This is a genomic window from Phyllobacterium sp. 22229, assembly GCF_052056495.1.
Lineage (GTDB): Bacteria > Pseudomonadota > Alphaproteobacteria > Rhizobiales > Rhizobiaceae > Phyllobacterium > Phyllobacterium myrsinacearum.
In genome coordinates this window covers 60,052-79,324 of sequence record NZ_JBQEPA010000017.1, presented here as the reverse complement: position 1 = coordinate 79,324, position 19,273 = coordinate 60,052, and the positions used below count along the sequence as shown (strand labels likewise).

The window sequence follows — 19,273 nt, the reverse complement described above, 5'->3', positions numbered from 1 at the left end:
ATCGACTGCGCAAAACCGGCGAGATGACAAGAATTTCGACATGACAATTCCGTCGTTCGTCAGAATTTCGGGCTGTTTTTCGCTTTATGGAACTACAGAAAAATAAACTTGACGGATACCATAGTAATTGTTGATGTCTGCTGTGCGCAACTCTGCGATAAACGCTACACGTAAAGAAAGATGACCATGAACCTTTACACGTACTTCATTAACAATACTGGTCGACAGATAATAAAATGCGCTCACTATTTCCCAATCTATGAGCGATATTTTTCACGCTACGTGAACCGGCCTGTCACGTTTCTGGAAATAGGAACGGGGCAGGGCGGTTCGGCGCAAATGTGGAAATACTACTTTGGTCCCATGGCCCGTATCGTGACAATCGATATTCGGCCGGAATGCAAGGCTTTCGAAGAGGAACAGATCCATGTGAGGATCGGCAGCCAGAGCGACACGCAGTTTCTGCAGAGCGTGCTTGATGAGTTCGGCGCTCCCGATGTGGTCCTGGACGACGGCAGCCATCATCACGACGATATCAATGTTTCCTTCGACTACCTTCATCCGCGGATGGCCCGTGACGGCATCTATCTGGCGGAAGACTTGAACGGTGGCTACTGGCCGCAACTGGGTGGAGGTCTGCGCTCGCCGAACAATTTCATCAATCGTTGCAAGGGATTTGTCGATGAGATGCATGCCGCGGCAACATTGTATGGTGACGAGGTTGTTGCGGAAACGGACATCACGCGCACGACGTCTGCAATTCATTTTCATGACTCGGTTGTTGTTCTGGAGAAGACCCCATACCTCAACCATACGATGATGATCATTCCGCCAGACGACCCCGGCCGCGCCTGAACAGCATCACGCCGAGATCGATCTGAACCACCTGGCCGCCCTCCGGCGGGCCGGTGTGATCCGGCTGCGGGACCGCAGCCGGTCGCTCGCAACTGCCGCCGGCATGTTGTTCCAGCCGCGCGGCCAGTGCGGGGTGCAGACCTTCACCCCGCCGGGCGGCCATCGCATGCAAAGCATTCAAGAGAGACAACATTGAACCCACACTCCCTGCGGTGTGGGTTCAATCTACGCCTGGGCCGGGGTGCCCAGCCACCCGATTCATGCCGGAGGGTTCAGGCGGCGCTTCCCCTTGGCGCAAAGAGGATGATCCCCGCAGCGACAAGCGCAAGGATGCCGCGACGGTCTTCATCCGGCGATCAGCGGATTGCAGACAGTCGGCTCTTTATCCGGGAAGGATCGAAAATCGATCGCTTCGTAACACGCGTTTTCTGAAAGTTATCGGGACTGCTGTTTCCCGGCGCGTTCAGCCACACTATAGCCCTAAACAAATCATTAACCCTGCTTCGGGGGCGTCGGCAAAAGCATATGTGGTGTATGGTTTTGGTGGGTCGTGTTAAGGAGAGAGTCATGTTCAAAGTTTTGGCAATGGCAGGTGTAGCGGCTCTGACGTTGTTGGCTTCAGCGCCGTCATTTGCGCAATCAATCGAAATAGGTCCCGGCGGTGTCCGCCTTGTCGATCCGCAATTTGAGCGGCCTTACCGCAGCGTCAGCATCAGTGAGCGGACGGCGGTGCGGATTGCCCGTTCCGAAGGCGTGCGCGAGGTCGACGATATCAGGCGGACGCGGTCGCGCATCATCGTCGAGGGAACCGATTATCAGGGAGACGACATCAGCGTCTCCATCGATCGCCGCACCGGGGAAGTGATTTCAGTCGACTGATCCCGGCTTGCAGCAGCATTTCGCCCCGCTATCCCCAGGGGATGGCGGGGTGCCTGCATCTTGATATCGGGTGGGAGGGGAAGGCCGTGCTGGCCCATACCTCGCTCCGGCCTCTCGGCTGGGTTTTCGGCGGCGCCGTGGCAATTATCCAGGCCGCTGCCCGTATAGGCTGCGCAACCCCGCATTGAGCGGGGCCGAATAGAACCGGGCAATCCCGTCGCCGGTTATCCCCGACAAGACAAGGCCGGCCAGAAAAAACATCAGGGCTGGCACTGTATCGCTGCCGGCTGCCGGGGCGAGGGACGCCAGCGGCGTGATGACAAGCATGTGGCTGAGATAGACTTCGTAACTGTTGCGCCCGAACCAGCGGAGGGGAGCGGTGACGGCCAAGGCACGGGCACCGAAGGCCAGACGGCGATCCTGCAGGGCAATGAGCATCAGGCAAACCGCCAGCGCCAGCGCCGTGACATTGAGGCCGAGCGCGGTCAGTCCTAATTCGCTGGTCTGCCGCCGGAAAATGAAGATGAATGCAAACAGCAGCACGCCCGCGGCAAGGCAGGCGCCGCGCAGAGCGGGCCGGTCCTTCATGCGCTGGGAAACAAGCGCGGCGATGCAGCCGAGGGCAATGGCATCGGCGCCCGAAAGATAGGATTTATCCGCCCACAGATCGTTGTCCGTAAGAACCGTTCGCGCGAGTGGTCCCAGCACCACGAAGACGCAAAGCATCGCGACGAGGCGGCCCGGCATGCGCGCCGCCAGGCAGAGCAGGGGAAACACGAGATAGAACATTTCCTCCACCGCCAGCGACCACAGGATATCCCAGGAGCCCGGCAAATATCCTGTCGCTGCCTCCAGCCAATTGACGTGAAATGACAGCGCGGCGAGCAGCGCCCGGTAGAGCGGCACCGTTGTGACGACGAAACCATCCGCCGCCAGCAGGTGCAACAGGCTGAGGACGGCCAGCAGCGCGATGAGGCACGGCCAGATTCGGGTCAGCCGCAGCACATAGAAATCCACAGGATTGATGGTGTCGAGGCGCCCCCATCGCCGCAACGAGGTGGTTGTGATCAGGAAACCGGAAATGGCGAAAAAAATGACGACGCCGTAATAGCCGCTGCGCAACACTGCGTTGAAGATTTCCGGCAGCAGCCGGGCGCCAAGCGGCGTCGTTTCGAACGGCATGCGCAGTTGAAGGTGAAAGAGGATGACCCAGACAACCGACAGCCCGCGCAACAGGTCAATCCCGTCACTGTGCGGTTGGCCGCCGGGCAGGCTGGAATCGCGAAGATGTGTCATCCTGCTCTGATCGGCCGGGAACATTGCAGCACTATTGCATGGTATCGATGCGCAACGCCCAATCGGCTGGTCTTTCGGTCTCCGGCATCGCGCATGAGCACATTAAGCGGGGCTTTGATGTCAGAGAATGCGCCTGACCTCCACCCAGCCATTCATGTCGTTGATCTTGAGTTTTCCGATGTTTCCGGCCGTATCGAGCAGAACTTCCGGCATGAACTGGTGCAGATACTCGTCATCGGCGCTGGTCTGCTCCCATACCTGGCCGTTGGTGAGTTCGAATTTCACCCCGCGCCCATAACCATCGGTCGAGCCTTTGATCGTCTCCTTGTCATATTCCATGGGCAGCCCTCTCATTCGGAAAGGCCCAGTGTCGGGCAAGCCGGAGAATTCGTCAATCAAGGGCAGTGGGAACCACTTTCGTTCTCACGCATTTGAGGCTTATGGAAATGCTGTCTTTCACGCATGTGACCATCAAGTCGCCCCGCACCGGCCGCGTCATCGTCGTGCGCAACGTGCGCGACGCGCTCAGCATGCTGACGCAGTACTGGTCGCGACGCCGAGGGGAAAAACATGGGCTTGCCTGCGAAGCATGCCGCCGCGCGCTTGATGAAAAACTATCCGCGGAAGATGCGCGCGCCGCATTCCTCGCCGCAGCGCGCGAAGCGGGTATCGATGTCAGCGAGCGAACCGGCTCGCAACTGGGCACCACACTTGCCGCGTCGACCGATCAGCCGGGAAAACCCGCAAATACGATCTAGGTCTGGTCGCAGGACCGGTTGTATCAATGGTTGAAGTGACAGGGGGCCGTCAGGCCATGGAAGAACAAATCTGACTAATCAGCACGGCGATCGCCAGGGCAAAGCCAAACACAAGCAAATGGCACCACGCGGGCGTGGTATAGTGCAAGTGCTGTTCGTCCTCATCATCTTCATACATTCGAATGTTCCCCTAATTCGTCTGCAGGTGCCTATTCCATCAACATGAAAGTTAAATGTCAAAGCGTGTGCATGAAAATAATTCAGAAAATGCACCGAAAATGACCTGATGGGCACAGAAGTGTTGCGGAATCGACGCACAGAAATGTGCTGCAGCGCAACAATATCCGGTTGAAACAGCGATTACTAAACCTAGGGTTGTTATGCGAAGGCGCGACCGAGCATCCAGACAGCGGCCAGGATAATGAGCATGATGATCGCGAGCCGCCAGGAACCTGCGAATACGCTGGGTTGTTTGTTGTCGTCAGACATCTGGGATTCCAGAGCGATTACAATTTTACGGAAATGAATACAACTATTGCGCGAATATGCAACGAGAACTTCTGTAATTATGGAAGGTTAAATGTTGCCTATGGCGCCGGCGCGAAAGCGTCGAAGCGTTGCATCATGAACAGATCCGATGGAAGGCCGCACATGAATGGCACCGGTCTTCGGCTTGGGAGCCGCGACCGGTGCAGTGCCAGCTGTCAAAATCCTATTTGGCCAGCGTCCTCACCTTGAGCTTGCGAACGATATGGCGCGATCTCAGTTTCTTGATCAGCCTGTCTTCGAGCTTGACGCTGCGGGCGATAAGCTCATCCCAATTCGTCGTCGTCGCCGCGGCCTTGACGGGTTTGACTTTCTTGGTCTTTTTGACTGGCTTTGGGTTCTCGGGGCGATGTGTCGCCATTTCGGTCTCGTGATTTGAATGGCCCGGGTTACGGTAGTCTTCCAAAAAGTACAGAGTAAGCACTCAGATGGCCCTTTCCAAACGTCCCCTGCCAACACAACTGCAGGTATGTGTCAGCAAATTGGACGAAGGGGTGGAGCACAAGACGATATGCGCCAGAAAAGGCCGGTCAGCGACAACCTTTGGTACTTTTGTCGTAATTCTCCAGTTGTGTCGCGCTGTGCGGTTCCACGCGGGCATGAATGTGACAAAATCACGTGAAATCCGATAGATAAGTCGTTTCGCGAAGCCGGGTATTGTTGCCGGTGAACCGCAATTCTGCCACGGTTTGCCGCGATCAGGCCTGCGGTCCGGACACGCCGGTTCCCTGGAAACCGGAGCGCGACCCCATGCTGTTTTCCGCTTGTCTGCCCCTTCGCCGCGAGGCCGATTGAACGGTCTGGGGCAGGCCGGAACAAAGGCCGGCTGGACTGGGTCATCGTCCGAATTTGCGGCCGAGAATCAGCACAATGGGAATGATGATCAGGAAGACGGCGAGATAACCCCATATGGATGTCATATAGGGCGCATAATCGTCCTTCTCCCTGCTTTCGTCGTCCTCCTCCTCCATTGCTTTCTCCCGCATGGGCTTGGCCAGGCAGAGGTCAACGGATTTTGAACCTGCAAATCGCGGTGAGGCCAAGTCACGTTGGACCAGCGTGGCAATTCGAGAACAATTTCAAAACACGATCATAACACCGACCTGGCGGTACCGGGAGGTGTAATATTCTAGTCCATCCGATTGAGCGGACCGGATGGAGGGCGGCGCGGAAGGCGATTGGCCCCGTCTCAATCGGCTTCGACGGCAACGTCGATGGAGTCCTCATAGATGTCGACATGGATCAGCGGTGTGCCGTTGACGATGGCCCGCCGCGCTGCAGGCGTGAACTTGCCCCGGTTCAGCATGCTTTCCAGGCGGGCGCGGTTGTCCTTGCTGCGGAAAAAGCTGTCGGCTTCATCGTCCGGATCGCGGTTGCCATAGACATAGAAATTCGCCCGGTCCTGGCGAATGATGGCCGCCGCGCTGTCCAGTCTCTGGCCGGTCGAGTTGAAATGGTCGGCGGAACTAAGCCTGGCCGTATAGCTGTCAATGGGCTGGGCAAGGCCTGTCGCCTGCATGGCCAGCAAGAACACGGCGGAAAGATAGATCGGCTTCATGAATACCCCCTGGCGAAAACTGCAAACGGTGTAGTGCGATGACCCGGCGCTGTCGAGCGGCGGGACGGGTTTTTCACCGCATGGCGGGATGAAACCGCCGCAGGCAGGCAAAACCCGCCGCGATGAACAGGAGCAGGACGACCCCTTGCGCAATTGCAAATGGCGGTTCCGAACCGGTGGGGGCCAAGGCATTCAGTGCCGGTATCTTCTGGAATGACTGGGCGACAAGCACGAAAACATTGAGGTAGAGCGCAATCAGCGCCGTGACCACATAGATCCACCGCCACGCACCGGCGAGGCGGAGGGGATAACGGGCGGCGGCCGCGATGATGAGAATGATAATCGAGAGGATGCCGACGCCGATGGCGGGCGTAAAACCCTGATAGGGGAAGCCGAACCCGGTCAGGCTCGTCGCGGCGGTGGTCACCAGAAAGATCAGGGTCCACCCGTCCTTTCTATCGGATGCGAGCAGCCCGGCGAGAACGATCAGCCCCGATATGATCCCGATCAGGCTGATGAGAACGTGAATGAACGTAAAGGAAGTCATGCCAAAGATCATGATATGGTCCCCTCCAGGATTTGTTCGAAATCACTCTGAAACAAACTGGAGAGAAGTAACAACGTTTAGGAAGATAAGTAAATCTCTCTCGTTGTTTCACAAATATGAGTATAAAATTCTTCTTTCATGCCTATCGGCCATTTCAAATGAAAAGAACCAGATCGTGAGATCTGGTTCCAATGCAAGCTCTGCCCGAATTGAGCAGGCTGGATATTATGGCTTCGGTGCTACGGCGGTGCTCAGCTTGGTGCCGATTGTCGTGAATGTGGTGCCGAGCGTGCTGCCGAGGCTGCCAACGCCGGCAACGATGGCGACGGAGATGAGGGCAGCAATCAGGCCGTATTCGATCGCTGTTGCGCCGGACTCATCCTTGAGAAAACGTGTGAAAAGAGTTGTCATGTTCTGTATCCCTGTTGAAGCGTTGCTGTTGACGCGGTTTCGTTGAACCGTCGTGAACTTAGGCTTCCAACAATTTCGGCTGACTTAAAGAAACTGGTTAGCAAAGTATCACCGGGTTTCTTGCTTAATCATCGCTTACACCGTCCCGAAAATTTTAAGTAAAATGAAAGTCATGACCGCAGACTTGCTTTTCCGGCATTGCGCTGTGGATCGCATGGGGCGTGCGCACAGCCGGTCAGGCAGGAGTGCTGCCCATTTGGACGGTCTATCCCGGACCAGACTTGTACTCGCGCGATCAGGCGCAATCATCCCGTTACATCTGCGAATAGATTCATCAAGTAAGTATTTGTTCAAATTGTAATTAATGTTGCGATATTCAAATGTTATTCTGTGTTTCTTTCAAGAAGAAAAAGAGTATTTTACAATAATGGAGGAAAATATATTCCAAAGTGAAACTAAGTTTGGTTTTCACACGTATTGCATTCTATTGGTTCCAAAGTTTTTTGGAATTCATGGCGGAGGTCTGAGTAAAATTATAAACTGAACAGAAATACAGACGCGAAATAAGAGTATTATCATGTATCACAATGTTGTTTTGTGTGTAATTCTTTGTTTGTTTTAATAATAAAAGCGTCACTTATAATTTAAACTATGAATTTTATTGATTTATACGAATAAATAGCGCATATATCGGTGTTCTAAGCTGTTTTTTGCTTGGAGATAATAATAAAATGACTGGGAGGTTGTAATGAACAGGTTCGAGAAAAAGACGCGTTGCATTGTAGCTGGCTCTTTCATACTTGCAGTACTGTCGACGCCAGCGCTTGCCGGAGGTTTGTCAGTGGGCGGTGTTTCGGTCGGCGGATCGCAGAATGGCGGGCTGGGCGTGGGCGCCAGCGCCAATGTCGGCGGCATAAAGGCGGGTGCGGATGCATCGGTTGGCGGCTCCAAGGGCATTGCAGCGGGAGCAGGCGCGTCGATTGGCGGTTCCAGCGGAATCAATGCGGGCGCGGGCGCCAGTGTCAACAATGGCGTTAGCGCCGGTCTCGGCGCCAATGTCGGTGGAACCGGTGGTGTGACGGCCGGAGCCGGCGCAAATATCGGATCAAGGGGTATCGGCGCAGGGGTCGGGGCCAATGTTGGCGGCGCAAACGGCGTGAGTGCCGGTGTTGGCGCGACTGTCGGCGGGACCGGTGGGATCGGCGCCGGGGCGGGTGTCGGTATTGGTGGTGGCGCCAATCCGGGTGGCACCAATCCGGGAGGGGGTACCAATCCCGGCGGTGTCAGTCCGGGCGGAATCACCACGGGCGGCGGTATCCTTGGCGGCGGCACCAAGCCGGGCAGCCTCAATCCCGGTGTAAACAACAAGGCGATCGCTGCCAGACTGGCGCAGCTCACGGCTCAGGACCGGATGAAGCTGAAAATCCGCTGTGTTGAAATTTCATCCAACGCGATGAGCTATGACAGCTCGCTGGTTGCCTTGTGCAAGCTGCTGCGCGGCTCATGAGAACAGGCGCATGATACAAGAATGGCCCCGGAAGGGGCCATTTCTTTGCCGGGACAGCGCGCGACTGCGGGCAATCAGCCTGTGCATTTGCGCCGTGCGATGGAGCGGGTCATGGAATCGACCTGTCCTTGCAGGGCGCCGGCCTTCTTCTGGTTGGCGGTGCGATAATCCGGCAGGATGGGGCCAAAGCCTGTGATCACGCTCGGCTCGCGGTAGCCCGCGCCATTGGTCAGCTGGCTGATCTGGCTCATCGCGGCGTTCTTTTGCGCAATCAGCGCGGGGCACTCGACCGTGTCATAATGCAGGGATGAAATTTTTTCGCGATCAAGCTGTCCCTGTATATTGCCGCAGCCGGCCAGCAGCACGGCCACAATAATCAGCGGAAGGTGTTTCGTCGTCGTCATGTGCCAGTTTCCTCGATCACGAATAGCGGGACATGAATGGGCCAATGCCGCGGTTTTGGCAAGATGGCTGCGTGAATCAGTTCACCGGCCAAGGCGGCGGCGCGCCGCTTTTCCCGGCTGCGGGCAGGTGGCGGACCGCGGCAGGGCAAGCCCAGTTGAATTGGTACGTAAATTCATCTTTATCAATAAGTTGCATAGCTTTTCATAATAAAGATATCAGCATTGATGTTTAAAACTGTAGTGAAATCTCGATTTAATCAGAAATCTCTAGCCAATCGGTCTTGTATCGAAGTTTTGTCTTGCTGATCACGCCCGCTCGCCCTTATGATTCTGCTTCCGGGAGCCCCCGGCATTGCAACGCAAGAGTGAGGAGACAGGAATGCCTGGTTTGCTGCACCCACTTCATGAGGGCCACGCGCCCGTCATATTGCATAGTGCCTTTCAAGACGCCCTTGATGCTTTGGAGGATTGGGAACTCGGGCACGATGAACCTCAGATTGAGGTCAATGACAGGCAGGTTCTGATCAGCGCCGTGTTCCGGCGTCTTTGGACCTGCACCGACATTCTTCCATCGCGGACACTGGATGTCGTGGAAGATTTGCTGCCATTGCGTTCGGCAGAGTTCAAGGCTGGCACGTCGACCTATGCCGATGCTGCCCATAGCCTGTGGGAACTGAGCCTGCAGAAACGCGCTGCATCCTACGAGATGCAGCATCACAACGCCTCCTGAGAGTTCCTGGATGGTTTTGAGTTACCCGCCGCTTTGACCCGGCGGGTAATTTGTTTCTGGGAGCGTCTATGGCTGGCGCGGCTTAGCCGCCATGTTTGGCCAGCCAGGCTTTCATCTGTTTGATTTCGCCTTCCTGCGCGGCGATGATGTCGGTCGCAAGCTTGCGGATTTCTTCATCCTTGCCGTATTTCAGCTCCACCTTGGCCATGTCGATTGCCCCCTGATGGTGGGCAATCATGCCGCGGACGAAATCCTTGTCGGCATCGCCTGAGAACTTGATGGACATGTCCTTGTGCATCTTGGTGTTGGCTTCGGTGAACGCCTTGGATGATGGGCCCTGATCGCCGGTTGGCTGCATCGCCATGGCGTCATGCTTCATCATCTTGTGCTCCTGCGCCAGGGCAGGTGCGGTGAAGGCAAGGGCGCAGGCGAGGGCCGCGGCGGAGAAATAGCTGGTTTTCATTGAATTGATCTTTCCTCAGGTCAGACAGACAAGCACAGGCTATGACCTGTTCACCCGTGCGTTATGAAGGATAGGAAGCAATCAATAGCGGTTTGGGTGGTGGCGACAGCGGCGCGCTGGCCTGGGCAATGAGGGGCAGTTGCGTGCCGTGCGGCACCAGCATCCGGGCTGAAGCAGTCGTCACGGCGGCAATGCCAATGGCTGGTATGGCGATACAGGCGGAACAAAGCGCCGGATGGGGCATCTTTGCCGTGCACTGTTCCTGGCTGGTGGCGCAGGCATGGGCGTGACCGGCCATCGGACCCGCCGATTGTACCGCCATTTCGCTGGCCAGCCGCACGGGCGCCGCCAAGACGGGCACCCAGCCGGCAGAAAACGCCGTGAGAAATGTCAGAAGAATGGCGAGCCTGCTCATGGCATTGTCATAGCAAGAACCATCGGCAAGGCGAAATCACCTTCTGTTTATTGCGTTATTGCGCATGTCTTGCCGCGGCAAGCGCCTTTTCCAGATCGGCGATGAGGTCCTTGGTATCCTCAAGGCCAATCTGCAGGCGGATGAGCGGGCCCTTGTAATGCTTGCCCGTGAGCACCCGGTCGGACAGGTTGACCTGAAGCGCGAGGCTCGCATAGCCGCCCCATGAATAGCCGAGCGCAAAAATATCAAGGGCATTGAGGAAGGCCCGTGCGTGTTTTGTCTCGCCTTCGATGACAATCGAGAACACACCGGCGGCGCCGCTGAAATCCCGCTTCCACAGGGCATGCCCGGCATGGCTTTCAAGCGCCGGATGCAGGACCTCGATCACGCCGGGCTGCTTTTCCAGCCAGCGCGCTATTTCAAGTGCATTCTCGCCGTGGCGTTCCAGGCGCAGTGCCATGGTGCGCAAGCCGCGCAGGACATCATAGGCATCGTCGCCGCCGACACACAGGCCGATGGCCGTGTAGTTGTCCTCAAGCTGCCGGAAGCATTTTTCATTGGCGGAAATCGTGCCCATGAGAATGTCGGAATGGCCGGATGGATATTTCGTTGCCGCGTGGATGGAGATATCGACGCCGAAATCCAGCGGCTTCAGGTAGAGCGGTGTCGCCCAGGTGTTGTCCATCATGACGATGGCGCCTGCCGCGTGCGCCTTCTCGACGATCGCCGGAATATCCTGAATTTCGAACGTGTTGGAGCCGGGGGATTCGGTAAAGACGACGGATGTGTTGGGGCGGATGAGCTTCTCGATGCCCGCGCCAACCAGCGGATCGTAATATTCGACCTCGATGCCGAGCCGCTTGAGCGTCGTATTGCAGAAATAGCGGGTATTGCCGTAGACGCTGTCCACCATCAGCAGGTGATCGCCCGGTGACAGGAAGGCCAAGAGGGGAATGGTAACGGCTGCAAGGCCCGACGGCACGAGAAGCGTGCCGAACGAGCCTTCCAGTTCGTCAATGGCCTGGCACAGCGCGTCGGTCGTGGGGGTTCCATGCGTGCCATAGCCGTATTTCTGCTTGTGGCTCGCCATGGTTTCCGCATCGGGGAACAGCACTGTCGAGGCATGGACAATGGGCGGATTGACGAAACCATGATAATCCCTGGGATCATAGCCACCATGGGCAAGGCGCGTGTTGATCCCGAATTTTGCCATTTTGTCCGACTCTTTGCCCATGGAATATCCTCCGCCCTGCGATGCCAACAATTGTAACTGCTGGGAGAAGTCGATAAAGCCACGGCGTTCCCGTTGCAACAGGCGAGCACGGCGGCGAAAAAGAATAAACCCGCTTGGGTCAATGGGAGAAACAATGACTGCAGCCAGCAATCCGCAATCCCCGTCAGGCCTGAAACGCGCGCACCGCTCGATCGTCAACTTCCTGCGGCGCATGCGGGCGCCAGCCTATCCGAACAACCCGGCGGCATGGACAGGCGGCATGTCGATGGCGGCGGTCCTGATCTTCTTCGTCATTCTGCTGCTGCACCCCTTCGACGATGCGCTGTCGCGCAACCTGTCTTCGCATCAGGGGCCGCTGAGTTCGCTGCGGCTGCTGACGGATGTCGGTTTGTCGCAATGGTATCTGATCCCGGCCTTTTTCATTGCGGTTTGCCTGATCGGCATTGACTGGCGCAAGCTGCCCCATGCCAAACGCGTGCGTCTCGGCCTGATCTATGCCCAGGCGACATTTGCGTTCTGGGCGGTGGCCCTCTCGGGCATTCTGACCAATATCGCCAAATTCTGCATCGGGCGTGCCCGGCCAAAATTCATCGATACCCTTGGGGCCAATGGTTTTTCGCCGTTTCAGGCGGGGTATGATTTTGCCAGTTTCCCCTCGGGACACTCAACCACGATGGGTGCAGTTGGCGCCGTTCTCGCCCTCTGGTTTCCGCGCTGGCGGGTGCCGATTATCCTGGCAACCATGTTCATTGCCTTTACGCGCATCGTTGCCAGGGCGCATTATCCGACGGATGTGGTCGCGGGCTACAGCGTGGGCTTCCTCTTTACCCTCGCGCTTGCCAGATTCCTGGCCGGGCGCCGGGCGGCCTTTCTGTTCGATGGCACACGATTCTTCCCGGTTTTGCGGTTTCGCGCGCAGTTCTGGCGCTGAATTGGGTTTTTGACCAAGAAATAATCGAAAACTCCATTCAGAAGCAGCCATTCGGCCGTTTCTGCAAAAATATTGAGCAAAGATTATCCCTTGACCAAACACGTAGAATGCCCTTCGATACAGGGGTGAATGGGAGACATGCTGGACCCTTGAAAGGGTGCGGGGGAACCCGCCAGCGTGTAAAATTTCTCTCTTGGGAACCACGGGCAACAATTAAAAGGGTTTAGTCGTTATGAAAAATTTTGTTTTGAAGAGCGTTCTGGGGGTATCGGCGCTGCTCTTGCTGGCTTCTGCGGCCTCCGCCGGCACGCTGGATGACGTCAAGAAAAAAGGCTTTCTGCAATGCGGCGTCAACACCGGTCTGGCCGGGTTTGCTGCGCCGAACGACAAGGGCGAATGGTCCGGTTTTGACGTTGACTATTGCCGCGCTGTCGCTGCCGCCATTTTCGGCGATGCAACCAAGGTAAAATTCACGCCGCTTTCCGCCAAGGACCGCCTGCCAGCGCTGCAGTCCGGTGAAATCGACGTTCTGATTCGTAACACCACCTGGACACTCAGCCGTGACTCGCAGGGCTTTGATTTCACCGGCGTCAATTATTACGACGGCCAGGGTTTCATGATCAACGCCAAGAAGCTGTCGGGCATCAATTCCGCCTTGCAGCTGTCGGGCGCTTCGGTCTGCGTTCAGGCCGGCACCACGACAGAGCTCAATCTGGCCGACTATTTCAAGGCCAACAAGATGGAATACAACCCCGTCGTCTTCGAGAAGCTTGAAGAAGTCAACGCCGCCTATGATGCCGGACGTTGCGACGTATACACCACGGACCAGTCCGGCCTTTACGCCATTCGTCTGACCCTCTCGGCACCGGATGACCACGTCGTTCTGCCGGAAATCATCTCCAAGGAGCCGCTCGGCCCCGTTGTCCGCCAGGGCGACAGCCAGTGGGCGCATGTCATCCGCTGGGTGCATTACGCCCTGCTGACGGCCGAAGAGCTTGGCATCACCAAGGCCAACGTCCAGGAACTGACCAAGAGCGACAGCCCGGAAATCAAGCGCGTGCTTGGCCAGGAAGCCAACACCAAGCTTGGCGTCGATCTCGGCCTGACCAATGACTGGGTTGTCAATATCGTCAAGGCGGTGGGCAATTACGGCGAAGTGTTCGAATCCAATATCGGTTCCGGCAGCAAGCTGAAGATTGCGCGCGGCATCAATGCTCAGTGGAGCAAGGGCGGCCTGCAATACGCAATGCCGATCCGCTGATATTTTAAAATCATGATCTGATATCCGGGAAGGGGGCTCGTCCTCCTTTCCGGGGGAACAATTAAAAAAAATAATAAAAATAAACGATTAAAAGAAATGAGGGGTCAATGGCATCGCAGGATATTACGCCTGCCGGTACAGGTAGCGCCAAAGTATCACTTCTGAACGATCCGAGAATTCGCGGTTATATCTATCAGCTCGTCGTTCTGATTGTACTGGTTTCCCTGGGGTACTGGTTTGTCAACAATACAATTGCCAATCTGCAGCGCGCCAACCTGGCAACGGGTTTCGGTTTTCTCGACGGCCGCTCCGGCTTCGATATCAGCTCGCATCCGTTCACCGACTATTCGAGTGACTCGACCTATATAAAGGCGCTCTATGTCGGCATTTTGAACACGATGCTGGTTGCCGTGGTCGGCATCATCACGGCCACCATCATCGGTTTCATCATCGGCGTCGGGCGGCTTTCGCACAATTGGCTCATCCGCAAGCTGTGCACCGTCTATGTCGAGGTGTTCCGCAACATCCCGCCGCTGCTGGTTATTTTCTTCTGGTATTCCGGCGTTCTGGCGGTTCTGCCCCAGGCGCGCCAGAGCATAGCGCTGCCGTTCAGTTTCCTGAACAATCGCGGCTTCTATTTTGCCGTACCGGTTTTCGGTCAGGGCGCCTGGCTTGCCGGCGTGGCTTTCGTGCTTGCCGTCATCGGTGCCTTTCTGGTCCGCCGCTGGGCCTATAAACGGCAGATGGCAACAGGCCAGCGCTTTCCGGTGTTGTGGACCTCGCTGGCGTTGATCATCGGCCTGCCTTTCTTGGCATTCGCCCTCAAGGGCTTTCCGGTCACCGTCAATTATCCGGAACTCGGCGGTTTCAACATCAAGGGCGGTGCCCTGGTCGGACCGGAGTTCATGTCGCTTTATCTGGCGCTGTCCTTCTACACCGCGTCCTTCATCGCCGAGATCGTCCGTGCCGGCATTCGCGGCGTGGGAAAGGGACAGAGTGAGGCTTCGCACGCGCTCGGGCTGCGTGCGGGTACAACGACGCGGCTTGTCGTGGTGCCGCAGGCCCTGCGCATCATCATTCCGCCGCTGACCAGCCAGTATCTCAACCTGACAAAAAACTCGTCGCTCGCGGTCGCGGTTGGCTATCCCGATCTGTTCGCCGTTGGCGGAACCATCCTCAACCAGACCGGCCGTTCCATTGAAGTGGTGGCGATCTTCATCGTGATCTATCTCAGCCTGAGTGTGCTCACATCGCTGTTCATGAACTGGTTCAACGCCAAAATGGCATTGGTGGAGCGCTGATCATGGCCGACAACAATCTGAGTTTCGTACGGACCGAAATGCTGCAAGGCCAGACGCCGCCCTTGGGCGAGCGCGGGATCGTGCGCTGGATACGCATCAATCTGATGGCAACGCCCATTGACGCAATCCTGACAGTGTTCGCGATTTTCCTTCTCGCCTGGTTCGTGCCGCCGATGATCAACTGGCTGTTCGTCCAGGCCTCCTGGTCGGGGGCGGATCGCGCGGTCTGCGCCACGGTGTCCCAGGGCGGCACCCAGCCGGAAGGCTGGTCGGGTGCCTGCTGGGCCTATGTGAACGCCAATTTCAACCAGTTCATGTATGGCCGCTATCCCCAGGAGCAGCACTGGCGCGTCAACATTGTCGGCATCATGTTTGTCGTCCTGCTGATTCCACTGCTGATACCGAGGATTCCCTTCAAATCAGCCAATGCGATCGTGTTCTTCTTTGTCTTCCCGATCGTTGCATTCTTCCTGCTGGTTGGCGGCTGGTTCGGCCTTCCCTATATCGAAACGGCGACATGGGGCGGCCTGCTCGTCACGCTGGTTCTGTCCTTTGTCGGTATTTCCGTCTCCTTGCCGCTCGGTATCGTCCTGGCCCTGGGACGGCGTTCGAAAATGCCCATCATCAAGATGCTGTGCGTCGTTTTCATCGAAATGGTGCGGGGCATCCCGCTGGTGACCGTGCTGTTCATGGCCAGTTACATGCTGCCATTGTTCCTGCCGCCGGGCGTGACGTTCGACAAGTTCCTGCGCGCGCTGATCGGCGTGGCACTGTTCGCATCGGCCTATATGGCGGAAGTGGTGCGCGGCGGCCTGCAGGCAATTCCGAAGGGACAGTACGAAGGCGCTGACTCGCTGGGATTGAGCTATTGGCAGAAAACCGGCCTGATCATCCTGCCGCAGGCGCTGAAGATGGTGATCCCCGGGATCGTCAACACCTTCATCGGCCTGTTCAAGGACACATCGCTGGTGTCCATCATCAGCATGTTCGATCTGCTTGGAACCGTGCGCCAGCACTTCAACGATGCCAACTGGGCATCCCCGCAAACCCCCATATCCGGCCTGATTTTTGCCGGGTTCGTCTTTTGGATTTTCTGTTTCGGCATGTCGCGTTATTCCATCTTCATGGAGCGCAGGCTGGACACAGGACATAAACGCTAAGGAGCATACGCATGACCACTGAAAACGTTGTCGATCCATCCGAAATTCATGTCGACCGCTCGCTCATGCAGGTCTCCAAGACCGATGTGGCCGTCGAAATTACCAACATGAACAAATGGTATGGCGATTTCCACGTCCTCAAGGACATCAACCTCAAGGTGATGCGCGGCGAGCGCATCGTCATTGCCGGACCTTCCGGATCGGGCAAGTCGACGATGATCCGCTGCATCAACCGCCTCGAGGAGCACCAGAGCGGCCGGATTCTTGTCGACGGCATCGAACTGACCAACGATCTGAAAAAGATCGATGAAGTGCGGCGCGAAGTGGGGATGGTGTTCCAGCACTTCAACCTGTTTCCGCACCTGACGATTCTGGAAAATTGCACGCTCGCCCCGATCTGGGTGCGCAAGATGCCGAAGAAGAAGGCGGACGAGATCGCCATGCATTATCTCGAACGCGTCAAGATTCCCGAGCAGGCCAACAAATATCCCGGCCAGCTGTCCGGCGGTCAGCAGCAGCGCGTGGCCATTGCCCGGTCGCTGTGCATGAATCCGCGCATCATGCTGTTCGACGAGCCGACCTCGGCGCTCGATCCGGAAATGATCAAGGAAGTGCTCGACACCATGGTGCAGCTTGCCGAAGAGGGCATGACCATGGTGTGCGTCACCCACGAGATGGGCTTTGCCCGCCAGGTGGCGAACCGCGTCATCTTCATGGATCAGGGCCAGATTGTCGAGCAGAACGAGCCGGCGGCCTTCTTCGACAATCCGCAGCATGAGCGCACAAAACTGTTCCTCAGCCAGATCCTGCATTGAGCCGTCTGCGCATCATCTGAAAACGCATCGCAGCGGCCTTTTTGGCCGCTGTTTTGTTTGGTGTGACTGGAATTGGCGGTACAAAGCCTTGTCTGGCCGCTAAGATGGTACAATAATTCATAACGGGACATATTCTTTTTAATTTCTGGATTTTTAAAATATTTTTTAGTCGGAGTTTTTATGACCGAGAACTTTCAAGAGCTGACAAGCGCGCAGATAGACGCGGCAGAGTTGCTGCGTAAGAACCGCAACAATGAAGTGTTGAAATATACCGTTGCCGCATATGACCGTCTCTCGACAGCCATCTTTATCACTGGCTTTCTTGGACCGATTTTTGGCTCAGTTTTGAATCCAACCCTTTTGAGCAACTACGCCGGGATAGGCAAGGCATTGATCGTTTGTGGATTGTTGCAGGCTTTGATGATATCCTGCGGTCTACATCTTTATGGAAAAAACAAACTGAGAGATGGCTGGCAATGACGATTGATGCAAACATGCTCATTTATGCAATCTTCATGATCAATCTCATTGGAGTGGGTGGATTTTTTGCTGCCCGGTATGAGTTTAGTCAGCTTGAAAAAGAAACCGAGCGTTCCAGGAAGCAAATCGCATTGGCGAGGGAGCGTTTGCGCGAGCGCGGACTGCCCGCGGAATAACCGCTACGACTCCGCATCAAACCCATAGAGCCAGTCAAAGCCCGCCACGAATTTTTCAGGCGGCCGGTTGCGCAGCAGCAGGTTGCGAGCCAGCGCCACCGGCCCCTTGGCGTGATAGGCCAGCTGATTGAGTGCGCCGCGCCGCACCACCGACTCGATGCGCTTTGTCCGGTTTTTGGCGTAGGCCGCCAAGGCTGCGGGCCAGGTTTCGCTGCCATGGCCGAGTGCGGCGGCAAGCGCACAGGCATCCTCGATGGCCATGGCCGCGCCCTGCGCCGCATAGGGCGTCATCGCATGGGCGGCGTCGCCGATCAGCACAAGCCGCTCGTCGCGCAGGAAGCTGCACCGCTTCATCTCGAACAGGCGCCAGGGTGTCCAGTGCCCGGCTGACAGCACCAGATCGCGGATGCCCGGATGCCATCCGTAGAAATCCCGCGCAAAATTCTGGCTGGGCGCGTCGGGGCTGACTTCGATGTCCCAGCGCCCGGGATTTTTCCGGTCACGCGCCACCGCCACGAAATTCATCAGCTCGCCCGAGCGGATGGGGTAGGCGATGAGATGCGCATTGCTGCCGGTCCAGGCAACCACATTGGTTCCGCCGGGCAAAAGGGCGCTGAACGATGCGGGCAGGCGCTCGGCCGGTACGGACGAGCGCCAGGCGATGGAACCGGTATAGCGGGCGCGGTCCAGGTCTGACGCCGCGTTGCGCGTGTTCGACCAGACGCCGTCGGACCCCACCAGCAGGGCGCCGCGATGCTCTTCGATACGGTCATTGTACTGGACGCGAACCAGCACGCCCTGAGCATCGCTCCTGTGATGGGTAACGGCCGATTCCAGCTGCATGGCGATGGTGTTGCGCTGGCGCACTTCGGCAAGGAGTGCCTGCTGCAGGTCGGCGCGATGGCAGACGATATAGGGCGCGTGCCAGCGTTGCTCGGCGGCCTTGCCGATGGGCAGATGCAGGAGGTCCTTGCCGCTCACGCCGTCCTGCAGGCAGACGGCATCCGGCTGCACCGCATGGGGCATCAGCCTTTCCAGCACGCCAAGGCGGGCAAGCAGGCGGGTGGCATTGGGCGAAAGCTGCAATCCGGCGCCCGCTTCGGCCAGAACGGCGCTCTTCTCGAAGATCTGGACAGCAAAGCCCCTGGCGCTGAGCGCCAGCGCCAGCGTCAGGCCGGCAATACCGGCGCCCGCAACGATGATTTGATCAGGATTGGGAGTTCGCCTGTTGCGAGCCGTCTTCAGATCGATGACGGGCGTTTGCAATCAGGCTGCCTTGTCGTCCACATAGGTGCAACCGGCAGGAACCGTTTCTCCGGCGGAGAGCGACGCATCATAGCGATACAGCGTCGAGCAGTAGGGGCAGACCTTTTCATTGTCATCGCCGAGGTCGAGGAAGACATGCGGATGATCGAAAGGCGGATTGGCGCCAACGCACATGAATTCCTTGACGCCAATGCTGATGGCGGCGTGACCAGCGCTGTTCTGGAAGTGGGGAATGCTGTGTCCGGCCATGTGTCGCTCCTGGGCTTTCCGTGGGTAGGCA

At 57.0% G+C, this 19,273-nt stretch carries 27 protein-coding genes; 12 read left to right on the top strand and 15 right to left on the bottom strand.

What is annotated here, in order from left to right:
* Positions 1-180 precede the first annotated feature (180 nt).
* A complete protein-coding gene (locus ACTJJ7_RS19890) occupies positions 181-855 on the top strand; it encodes a class I SAM-dependent methyltransferase (protein ID WP_110003322.1) in 675 nt (224 codons plus the stop codon).
* Here ACTJJ7_RS19890 and ACTJJ7_RS19885 read toward each other — a convergent pair.
* Positions 824-1,048 carry a hypothetical protein gene (locus tag ACTJJ7_RS19885; protein WP_440968571.1) on the bottom strand — a complete coding sequence of 75 codons (225 nt, stop codon included), beginning with the start codon at positions 1,046-1,048 and terminating at the stop codon, positions 824-826. The genes ACTJJ7_RS19890 and ACTJJ7_RS19885 overlap by 32 nt on opposite strands.
* 374 nt (positions 1,049-1,422) lie before the next feature.
* Here ACTJJ7_RS19885 and ACTJJ7_RS19880 point away from each other — a divergent pair, with 374 nt between their 5' ends.
* A complete protein-coding gene (locus tag ACTJJ7_RS19880; RefSeq protein WP_105735690.1) occupies positions 1,423-1,734 on the top strand; it encodes a PepSY domain-containing protein in 312 nt (103 codons plus the stop codon).
* A gap of 144 nt (positions 1,735-1,878) precedes the next feature.
* Here ACTJJ7_RS19880 and ACTJJ7_RS19875 read toward each other — a convergent pair whose 3' ends face one another.
* Both ACTJJ7_RS19875 and ACTJJ7_RS19870 read right to left on the bottom strand, forming a co-directional pair.
* On the bottom strand, positions 1,879-3,030 hold the full coding sequence (locus tag ACTJJ7_RS19875) for an acyltransferase family protein (protein ID WP_440968570.1): 1,152 nt from the start codon (positions 3,028-3,030) through the stop codon (positions 1,879-1,881).
* Between the two features lie 120 nt (positions 3,031-3,150).
* Positions 3,151-3,369, bottom strand: a complete 219-nt coding sequence (locus ACTJJ7_RS19870) for a hypothetical protein (protein WP_105735686.1) — start codon at positions 3,367-3,369, stop codon at positions 3,151-3,153.
* Between the two features lie 107 nt (positions 3,370-3,476).
* Here ACTJJ7_RS19870 and ACTJJ7_RS19865 point away from each other — a divergent pair, with 107 nt between their 5' ends.
* Positions 3,477-3,788, top strand: a complete 312-nt coding sequence (locus ACTJJ7_RS19865) for a DUF982 domain-containing protein (protein ID WP_440968569.1) — start codon at positions 3,477-3,479, stop codon at positions 3,786-3,788.
* A gap of 49 nt (positions 3,789-3,837) precedes the next feature.
* Here ACTJJ7_RS19865 and ACTJJ7_RS19860 read toward each other — a convergent pair whose 3' ends face one another.
* The 6 genes from ACTJJ7_RS19860 to ACTJJ7_RS19835 all read right to left on the bottom strand — a co-directional run bounded on the left by ACTJJ7_RS19860 (position 3,838) and on the right by ACTJJ7_RS19835 (position 6,850).
* Complete coding sequence (locus ACTJJ7_RS19860) at positions 3,838-3,966, bottom strand: hypothetical protein (RefSeq protein ID WP_264319180.1); 129 nt, start codon at positions 3,964-3,966, stop codon at positions 3,838-3,840.
* A 534-nt stretch (positions 3,967-4,500) separates the two neighbouring features.
* The gene (locus ACTJJ7_RS19855; RefSeq protein WP_440968568.1) at positions 4,501-4,695 is read right to left on the bottom strand and encodes a hypothetical protein; all 195 of its coding nucleotides are present in this window, start codon (positions 4,693-4,695) and stop codon (positions 4,501-4,503) included.
* A 475-nt stretch (positions 4,696-5,170) separates the two neighbouring features.
* Positions 5,171-5,305 carry a hypothetical protein gene (locus ACTJJ7_RS19850; RefSeq protein ID WP_280952419.1) on the bottom strand — a complete coding sequence of 45 codons (135 nt, stop codon included), beginning with the start codon at positions 5,303-5,305 and terminating at the stop codon, positions 5,171-5,173.
* 218 nt (positions 5,306-5,523) lie between these two features.
* Entirely contained in the window at positions 5,524-5,892 is a 369-nt protein-coding gene (locus tag ACTJJ7_RS19845) for a hypothetical protein (RefSeq protein ID WP_105735680.1), read from the bottom strand.
* A gap of 73 nt (positions 5,893-5,965) precedes the next feature.
* Positions 5,966-6,439 carry a hypothetical protein gene (locus ACTJJ7_RS19840; RefSeq protein ID WP_440968567.1) on the bottom strand — a complete coding sequence of 158 codons (474 nt, stop codon included), beginning with the start codon at positions 6,437-6,439 and terminating at the stop codon, positions 5,966-5,968.
* Between the two features lie 225 nt (positions 6,440-6,664).
* The gene (locus tag ACTJJ7_RS19835) at positions 6,665-6,850 is read right to left on the bottom strand and encodes a Flp family type IVb pilin (RefSeq protein WP_105735675.1); all 186 of its coding nucleotides are present in this window, start codon (positions 6,848-6,850) and stop codon (positions 6,665-6,667) included.
* A gap of 841 nt (positions 6,851-7,691) precedes the next feature.
* Between ACTJJ7_RS19835 and ACTJJ7_RS19830 the strand changes: the two genes are divergently transcribed.
* The gene (locus tag ACTJJ7_RS19830; RefSeq protein ID WP_440968566.1) at positions 7,692-8,357 is read left to right on the top strand and encodes a hypothetical protein; all 666 of its coding nucleotides are present in this window, start codon (positions 7,692-7,694) and stop codon (positions 8,355-8,357) included.
* A gap of 74 nt (positions 8,358-8,431) precedes the next feature.
* Here the strand turns inward: ACTJJ7_RS19830 and ACTJJ7_RS19825 are convergent, their stop codons facing one another.
* A complete protein-coding gene (locus ACTJJ7_RS19825) occupies positions 8,432-8,761 on the bottom strand; it encodes a hypothetical protein (RefSeq protein ID WP_105735672.1) in 330 nt (109 codons plus the stop codon).
* 379 nt (positions 8,762-9,140) lie between these two features.
* Between ACTJJ7_RS19825 and ACTJJ7_RS19820 the strand changes: the two genes are divergently transcribed.
* Complete coding sequence (locus tag ACTJJ7_RS19820; protein WP_245421166.1) at positions 9,141-9,491, top strand: hypothetical protein; 351 nt, start codon at positions 9,141-9,143, stop codon at positions 9,489-9,491.
* A gap of 82 nt (positions 9,492-9,573) precedes the next feature.
* Here ACTJJ7_RS19820 and copM read toward each other — a convergent pair whose 3' ends face one another.
* The 3 genes from copM to ACTJJ7_RS19805 all read right to left on the bottom strand — a co-directional run bounded on the left by copM (position 9,574) and on the right by ACTJJ7_RS19805 (position 11,603).
* Positions 9,574-9,954 (bottom strand): CopM family metallochaperone, encoded by a 381-nt coding sequence (gene copM / locus ACTJJ7_RS19815; protein ID WP_105735670.1) that lies wholly within the window; start codon positions 9,952-9,954, stop codon positions 9,574-9,576.
* 61 nt (positions 9,955-10,015) lie between these two features.
* On the bottom strand, positions 10,016-10,369 hold the full coding sequence (locus ACTJJ7_RS19810; protein ID WP_105735669.1) for a hypothetical protein: 354 nt from the start codon (positions 10,367-10,369) through the stop codon (positions 10,016-10,018).
* A gap of 55 nt (positions 10,370-10,424) precedes the next feature.
* Positions 10,425-11,603 carry a cystathionine beta-lyase gene (locus tag ACTJJ7_RS19805; RefSeq protein WP_105735667.1) on the bottom strand — a complete coding sequence of 393 codons (1,179 nt, stop codon included), beginning with the start codon at positions 11,601-11,603 and terminating at the stop codon, positions 10,425-10,427.
* Positions 11,604-11,736: 133 nt separating this feature from the next.
* On the opposite strand from ACTJJ7_RS19805, the gene ACTJJ7_RS19800 reads away from it, so the two are divergent.
* The 7 genes from ACTJJ7_RS19800 (at position 11,737) to ACTJJ7_RS19770 (ending at position 17,727) form a co-directional block, all read left to right on the top strand.
* Positions 11,737-12,534, top strand: coding sequence for a phosphatase PAP2 family protein (locus tag ACTJJ7_RS19800; protein ID WP_440968565.1), 798 nt, complete (start codon positions 11,737-11,739; stop codon positions 12,532-12,534).
* 232 nt (positions 12,535-12,766) lie between these two features.
* Entirely contained in the window at positions 12,767-13,795 is a 1,029-nt protein-coding gene (locus ACTJJ7_RS19795; RefSeq protein WP_130269120.1) for an amino acid ABC transporter substrate-binding protein, read from the top strand.
* A gap of 107 nt (positions 13,796-13,902) precedes the next feature.
* Positions 13,903-15,096: an amino acid ABC transporter permease gene (locus tag ACTJJ7_RS19790; RefSeq protein ID WP_105735661.1), complete on the top strand. Its 1,194-nt coding sequence runs from the start codon at positions 13,903-13,905 to the stop codon at positions 15,094-15,096.
* A gap of 2 nt (positions 15,097-15,098) precedes the next feature.
* The gene (locus tag ACTJJ7_RS19785) at positions 15,099-16,256 is read left to right on the top strand and encodes an amino acid ABC transporter permease (RefSeq protein ID WP_130269121.1); all 1,158 of its coding nucleotides are present in this window, start codon (positions 15,099-15,101) and stop codon (positions 16,254-16,256) included.
* Between the two features lie 11 nt (positions 16,257-16,267).
* Positions 16,268-17,071 carry an amino acid ABC transporter ATP-binding protein gene (locus ACTJJ7_RS19780; RefSeq protein WP_105735657.1) on the top strand — a complete coding sequence of 268 codons (804 nt, stop codon included), beginning with the start codon at positions 16,268-16,270 and terminating at the stop codon, positions 17,069-17,071.
* 180 nt (positions 17,072-17,251) lie between these two features.
* On the top strand, positions 17,252-17,551 hold the full coding sequence (locus ACTJJ7_RS19775) for a hypothetical protein (protein WP_440968564.1): 300 nt from the start codon (positions 17,252-17,254) through the stop codon (positions 17,549-17,551).
* On the top strand, positions 17,548-17,727 hold the full coding sequence (locus ACTJJ7_RS19770; RefSeq protein ID WP_440968563.1) for a hypothetical protein: 180 nt from the start codon (positions 17,548-17,550) through the stop codon (positions 17,725-17,727). The genes ACTJJ7_RS19775 and ACTJJ7_RS19770 overlap by 4 nt, the downstream gene beginning before the upstream one ends.
* A 3-nt stretch (positions 17,728-17,730) precedes the next feature.
* On the opposite strand, the gene ACTJJ7_RS19765 is transcribed toward ACTJJ7_RS19770, so the two are convergent.
* Together ACTJJ7_RS19765 and ACTJJ7_RS19760 are read right to left on the bottom strand one after the other, a co-directional pair.
* A complete protein-coding gene (locus ACTJJ7_RS19765) occupies positions 17,731-18,993 on the bottom strand; it encodes an FAD-dependent monooxygenase (protein WP_440968562.1) in 1,263 nt (420 codons plus the stop codon).
* A complete protein-coding gene (locus ACTJJ7_RS19760; RefSeq protein ID WP_105735649.1) occupies positions 18,994-19,242 on the bottom strand; it encodes a zinc-finger domain-containing protein in 249 nt (82 codons plus the stop codon).
* Positions 19,243-19,273 lie beyond the last annotated feature (31 nt).

What these genes read in the sequence shown, in the direction of transcription:
- ACTJJ7_RS19810 (WP_105735669.1), bottom strand. Translation starts at nt 10,369, where the DNA reads ATGAGCAGGCTCGCCATTCTTCTGACATTTCTCACGGCGTTTTCTGCC.
- ACTJJ7_RS19860 (WP_264319180.1), bottom strand. Translation starts at nt 3,966, where the DNA reads ATGTATGAAGATGATGAGGACGAACAGCACTTGCACTATACCACGCCC.
- ACTJJ7_RS19890 (WP_110003322.1), top strand. Translation starts at nt 181, where the DNA reads ATGACCATGAACCTTTACACGTACTTCATTAACAATACTGGTCGACAG.
- ACTJJ7_RS19865 (WP_440968569.1), top strand. Translation starts at nt 3,477, where the DNA reads ATGCTGTCTTTCACGCATGTGACCATCAAGTCGCCCCGCACCGGCCGC.
- ACTJJ7_RS19875 (WP_440968570.1), bottom strand. Translation starts at nt 3,030, where the DNA reads ATGACACATCTTCGCGATTCCAGCCTGCCCGGCGGCCAACCGCACAGT.
- ACTJJ7_RS19820 (WP_245421166.1), top strand. Translation starts at nt 9,141, where the DNA reads ATGCCTGGTTTGCTGCACCCACTTCATGAGGGCCACGCGCCCGTCATA.
- ACTJJ7_RS19885 (WP_440968571.1), bottom strand. Translation starts at nt 1,048, where the DNA reads ATGTTGTCTCTCTTGAATGCTTTGCATGCGATGGCCGCCCGGCGGGGT.
- ACTJJ7_RS19775 (WP_440968564.1), top strand. Translation starts at nt 17,252, where the DNA reads ATGACCGAGAACTTTCAAGAGCTGACAAGCGCGCAGATAGACGCGGCA.
- ACTJJ7_RS19855 (WP_440968568.1), bottom strand. Translation starts at nt 4,695, where the DNA reads ATGGCGACACATCGCCCCGAGAACCCAAAGCCAGTCAAAAAGACCAAG.
- ACTJJ7_RS19825 (WP_105735672.1), bottom strand. Translation starts at nt 8,761, where the DNA reads ATGACGACGACGAAACACCTTCCGCTGATTATTGTGGCCGTGCTGCTG.
- ACTJJ7_RS19870 (WP_105735686.1), bottom strand. Translation starts at nt 3,369, where the DNA reads ATGGAATATGACAAGGAGACGATCAAAGGCTCGACCGATGGTTATGGG.
- ACTJJ7_RS19760 (WP_105735649.1), bottom strand. Translation starts at nt 19,242, where the DNA reads ATGGCCGGACACAGCATTCCCCACTTCCAGAACAGCGCTGGTCACGCC.
- ACTJJ7_RS19850 (WP_280952419.1), bottom strand. Translation starts at nt 5,305, where the DNA reads ATGGAGGAGGAGGACGACGAAAGCAGGGAGAAGGACGATTATGCGCCC.
- ACTJJ7_RS19785 (WP_130269121.1), top strand. Translation starts at nt 15,099, where the DNA reads ATGGCCGACAACAATCTGAGTTTCGTACGGACCGAAATGCTGCAAGGC.
- ACTJJ7_RS19800 (WP_440968565.1), top strand. Translation starts at nt 11,737, where the DNA reads ATGACTGCAGCCAGCAATCCGCAATCCCCGTCAGGCCTGAAACGCGCG.
- ACTJJ7_RS19835 (WP_105735675.1), bottom strand. Translation starts at nt 6,850, where the DNA reads ATGACAACTCTTTTCACACGTTTTCTCAAGGATGAGTCCGGCGCAACA.
- ACTJJ7_RS19795 (WP_130269120.1), top strand. Translation starts at nt 12,767, where the DNA reads ATGAAAAATTTTGTTTTGAAGAGCGTTCTGGGGGTATCGGCGCTGCTC.
- ACTJJ7_RS19770 (WP_440968563.1), top strand. Translation starts at nt 17,548, where the DNA reads ATGACGATTGATGCAAACATGCTCATTTATGCAATCTTCATGATCAAT.
- ACTJJ7_RS19845 (WP_105735680.1), bottom strand. Translation starts at nt 5,892, where the DNA reads ATGAAGCCGATCTATCTTTCCGCCGTGTTCTTGCTGGCCATGCAGGCG.
- ACTJJ7_RS19880 (WP_105735690.1), top strand. Translation starts at nt 1,423, where the DNA reads ATGTTCAAAGTTTTGGCAATGGCAGGTGTAGCGGCTCTGACGTTGTTG.
- ACTJJ7_RS19840 (WP_440968567.1), bottom strand. Translation starts at nt 6,439, where the DNA reads ATGACTTCCTTTACGTTCATTCACGTTCTCATCAGCCTGATCGGGATC.
- copM (WP_105735670.1), bottom strand. Translation starts at nt 9,954, where the DNA reads ATGAAAACCAGCTATTTCTCCGCCGCGGCCCTCGCCTGCGCCCTTGCC.
- ACTJJ7_RS19790 (WP_105735661.1), top strand. Translation starts at nt 13,903, where the DNA reads ATGGCATCGCAGGATATTACGCCTGCCGGTACAGGTAGCGCCAAAGTA.
- ACTJJ7_RS19805 (WP_105735667.1), bottom strand. Translation starts at nt 11,603, where the DNA reads ATGGGCAAAGAGTCGGACAAAATGGCAAAATTCGGGATCAACACGCGC.
- ACTJJ7_RS19780 (WP_105735657.1), top strand. Translation starts at nt 16,268, where the DNA reads ATGACCACTGAAAACGTTGTCGATCCATCCGAAATTCATGTCGACCGC.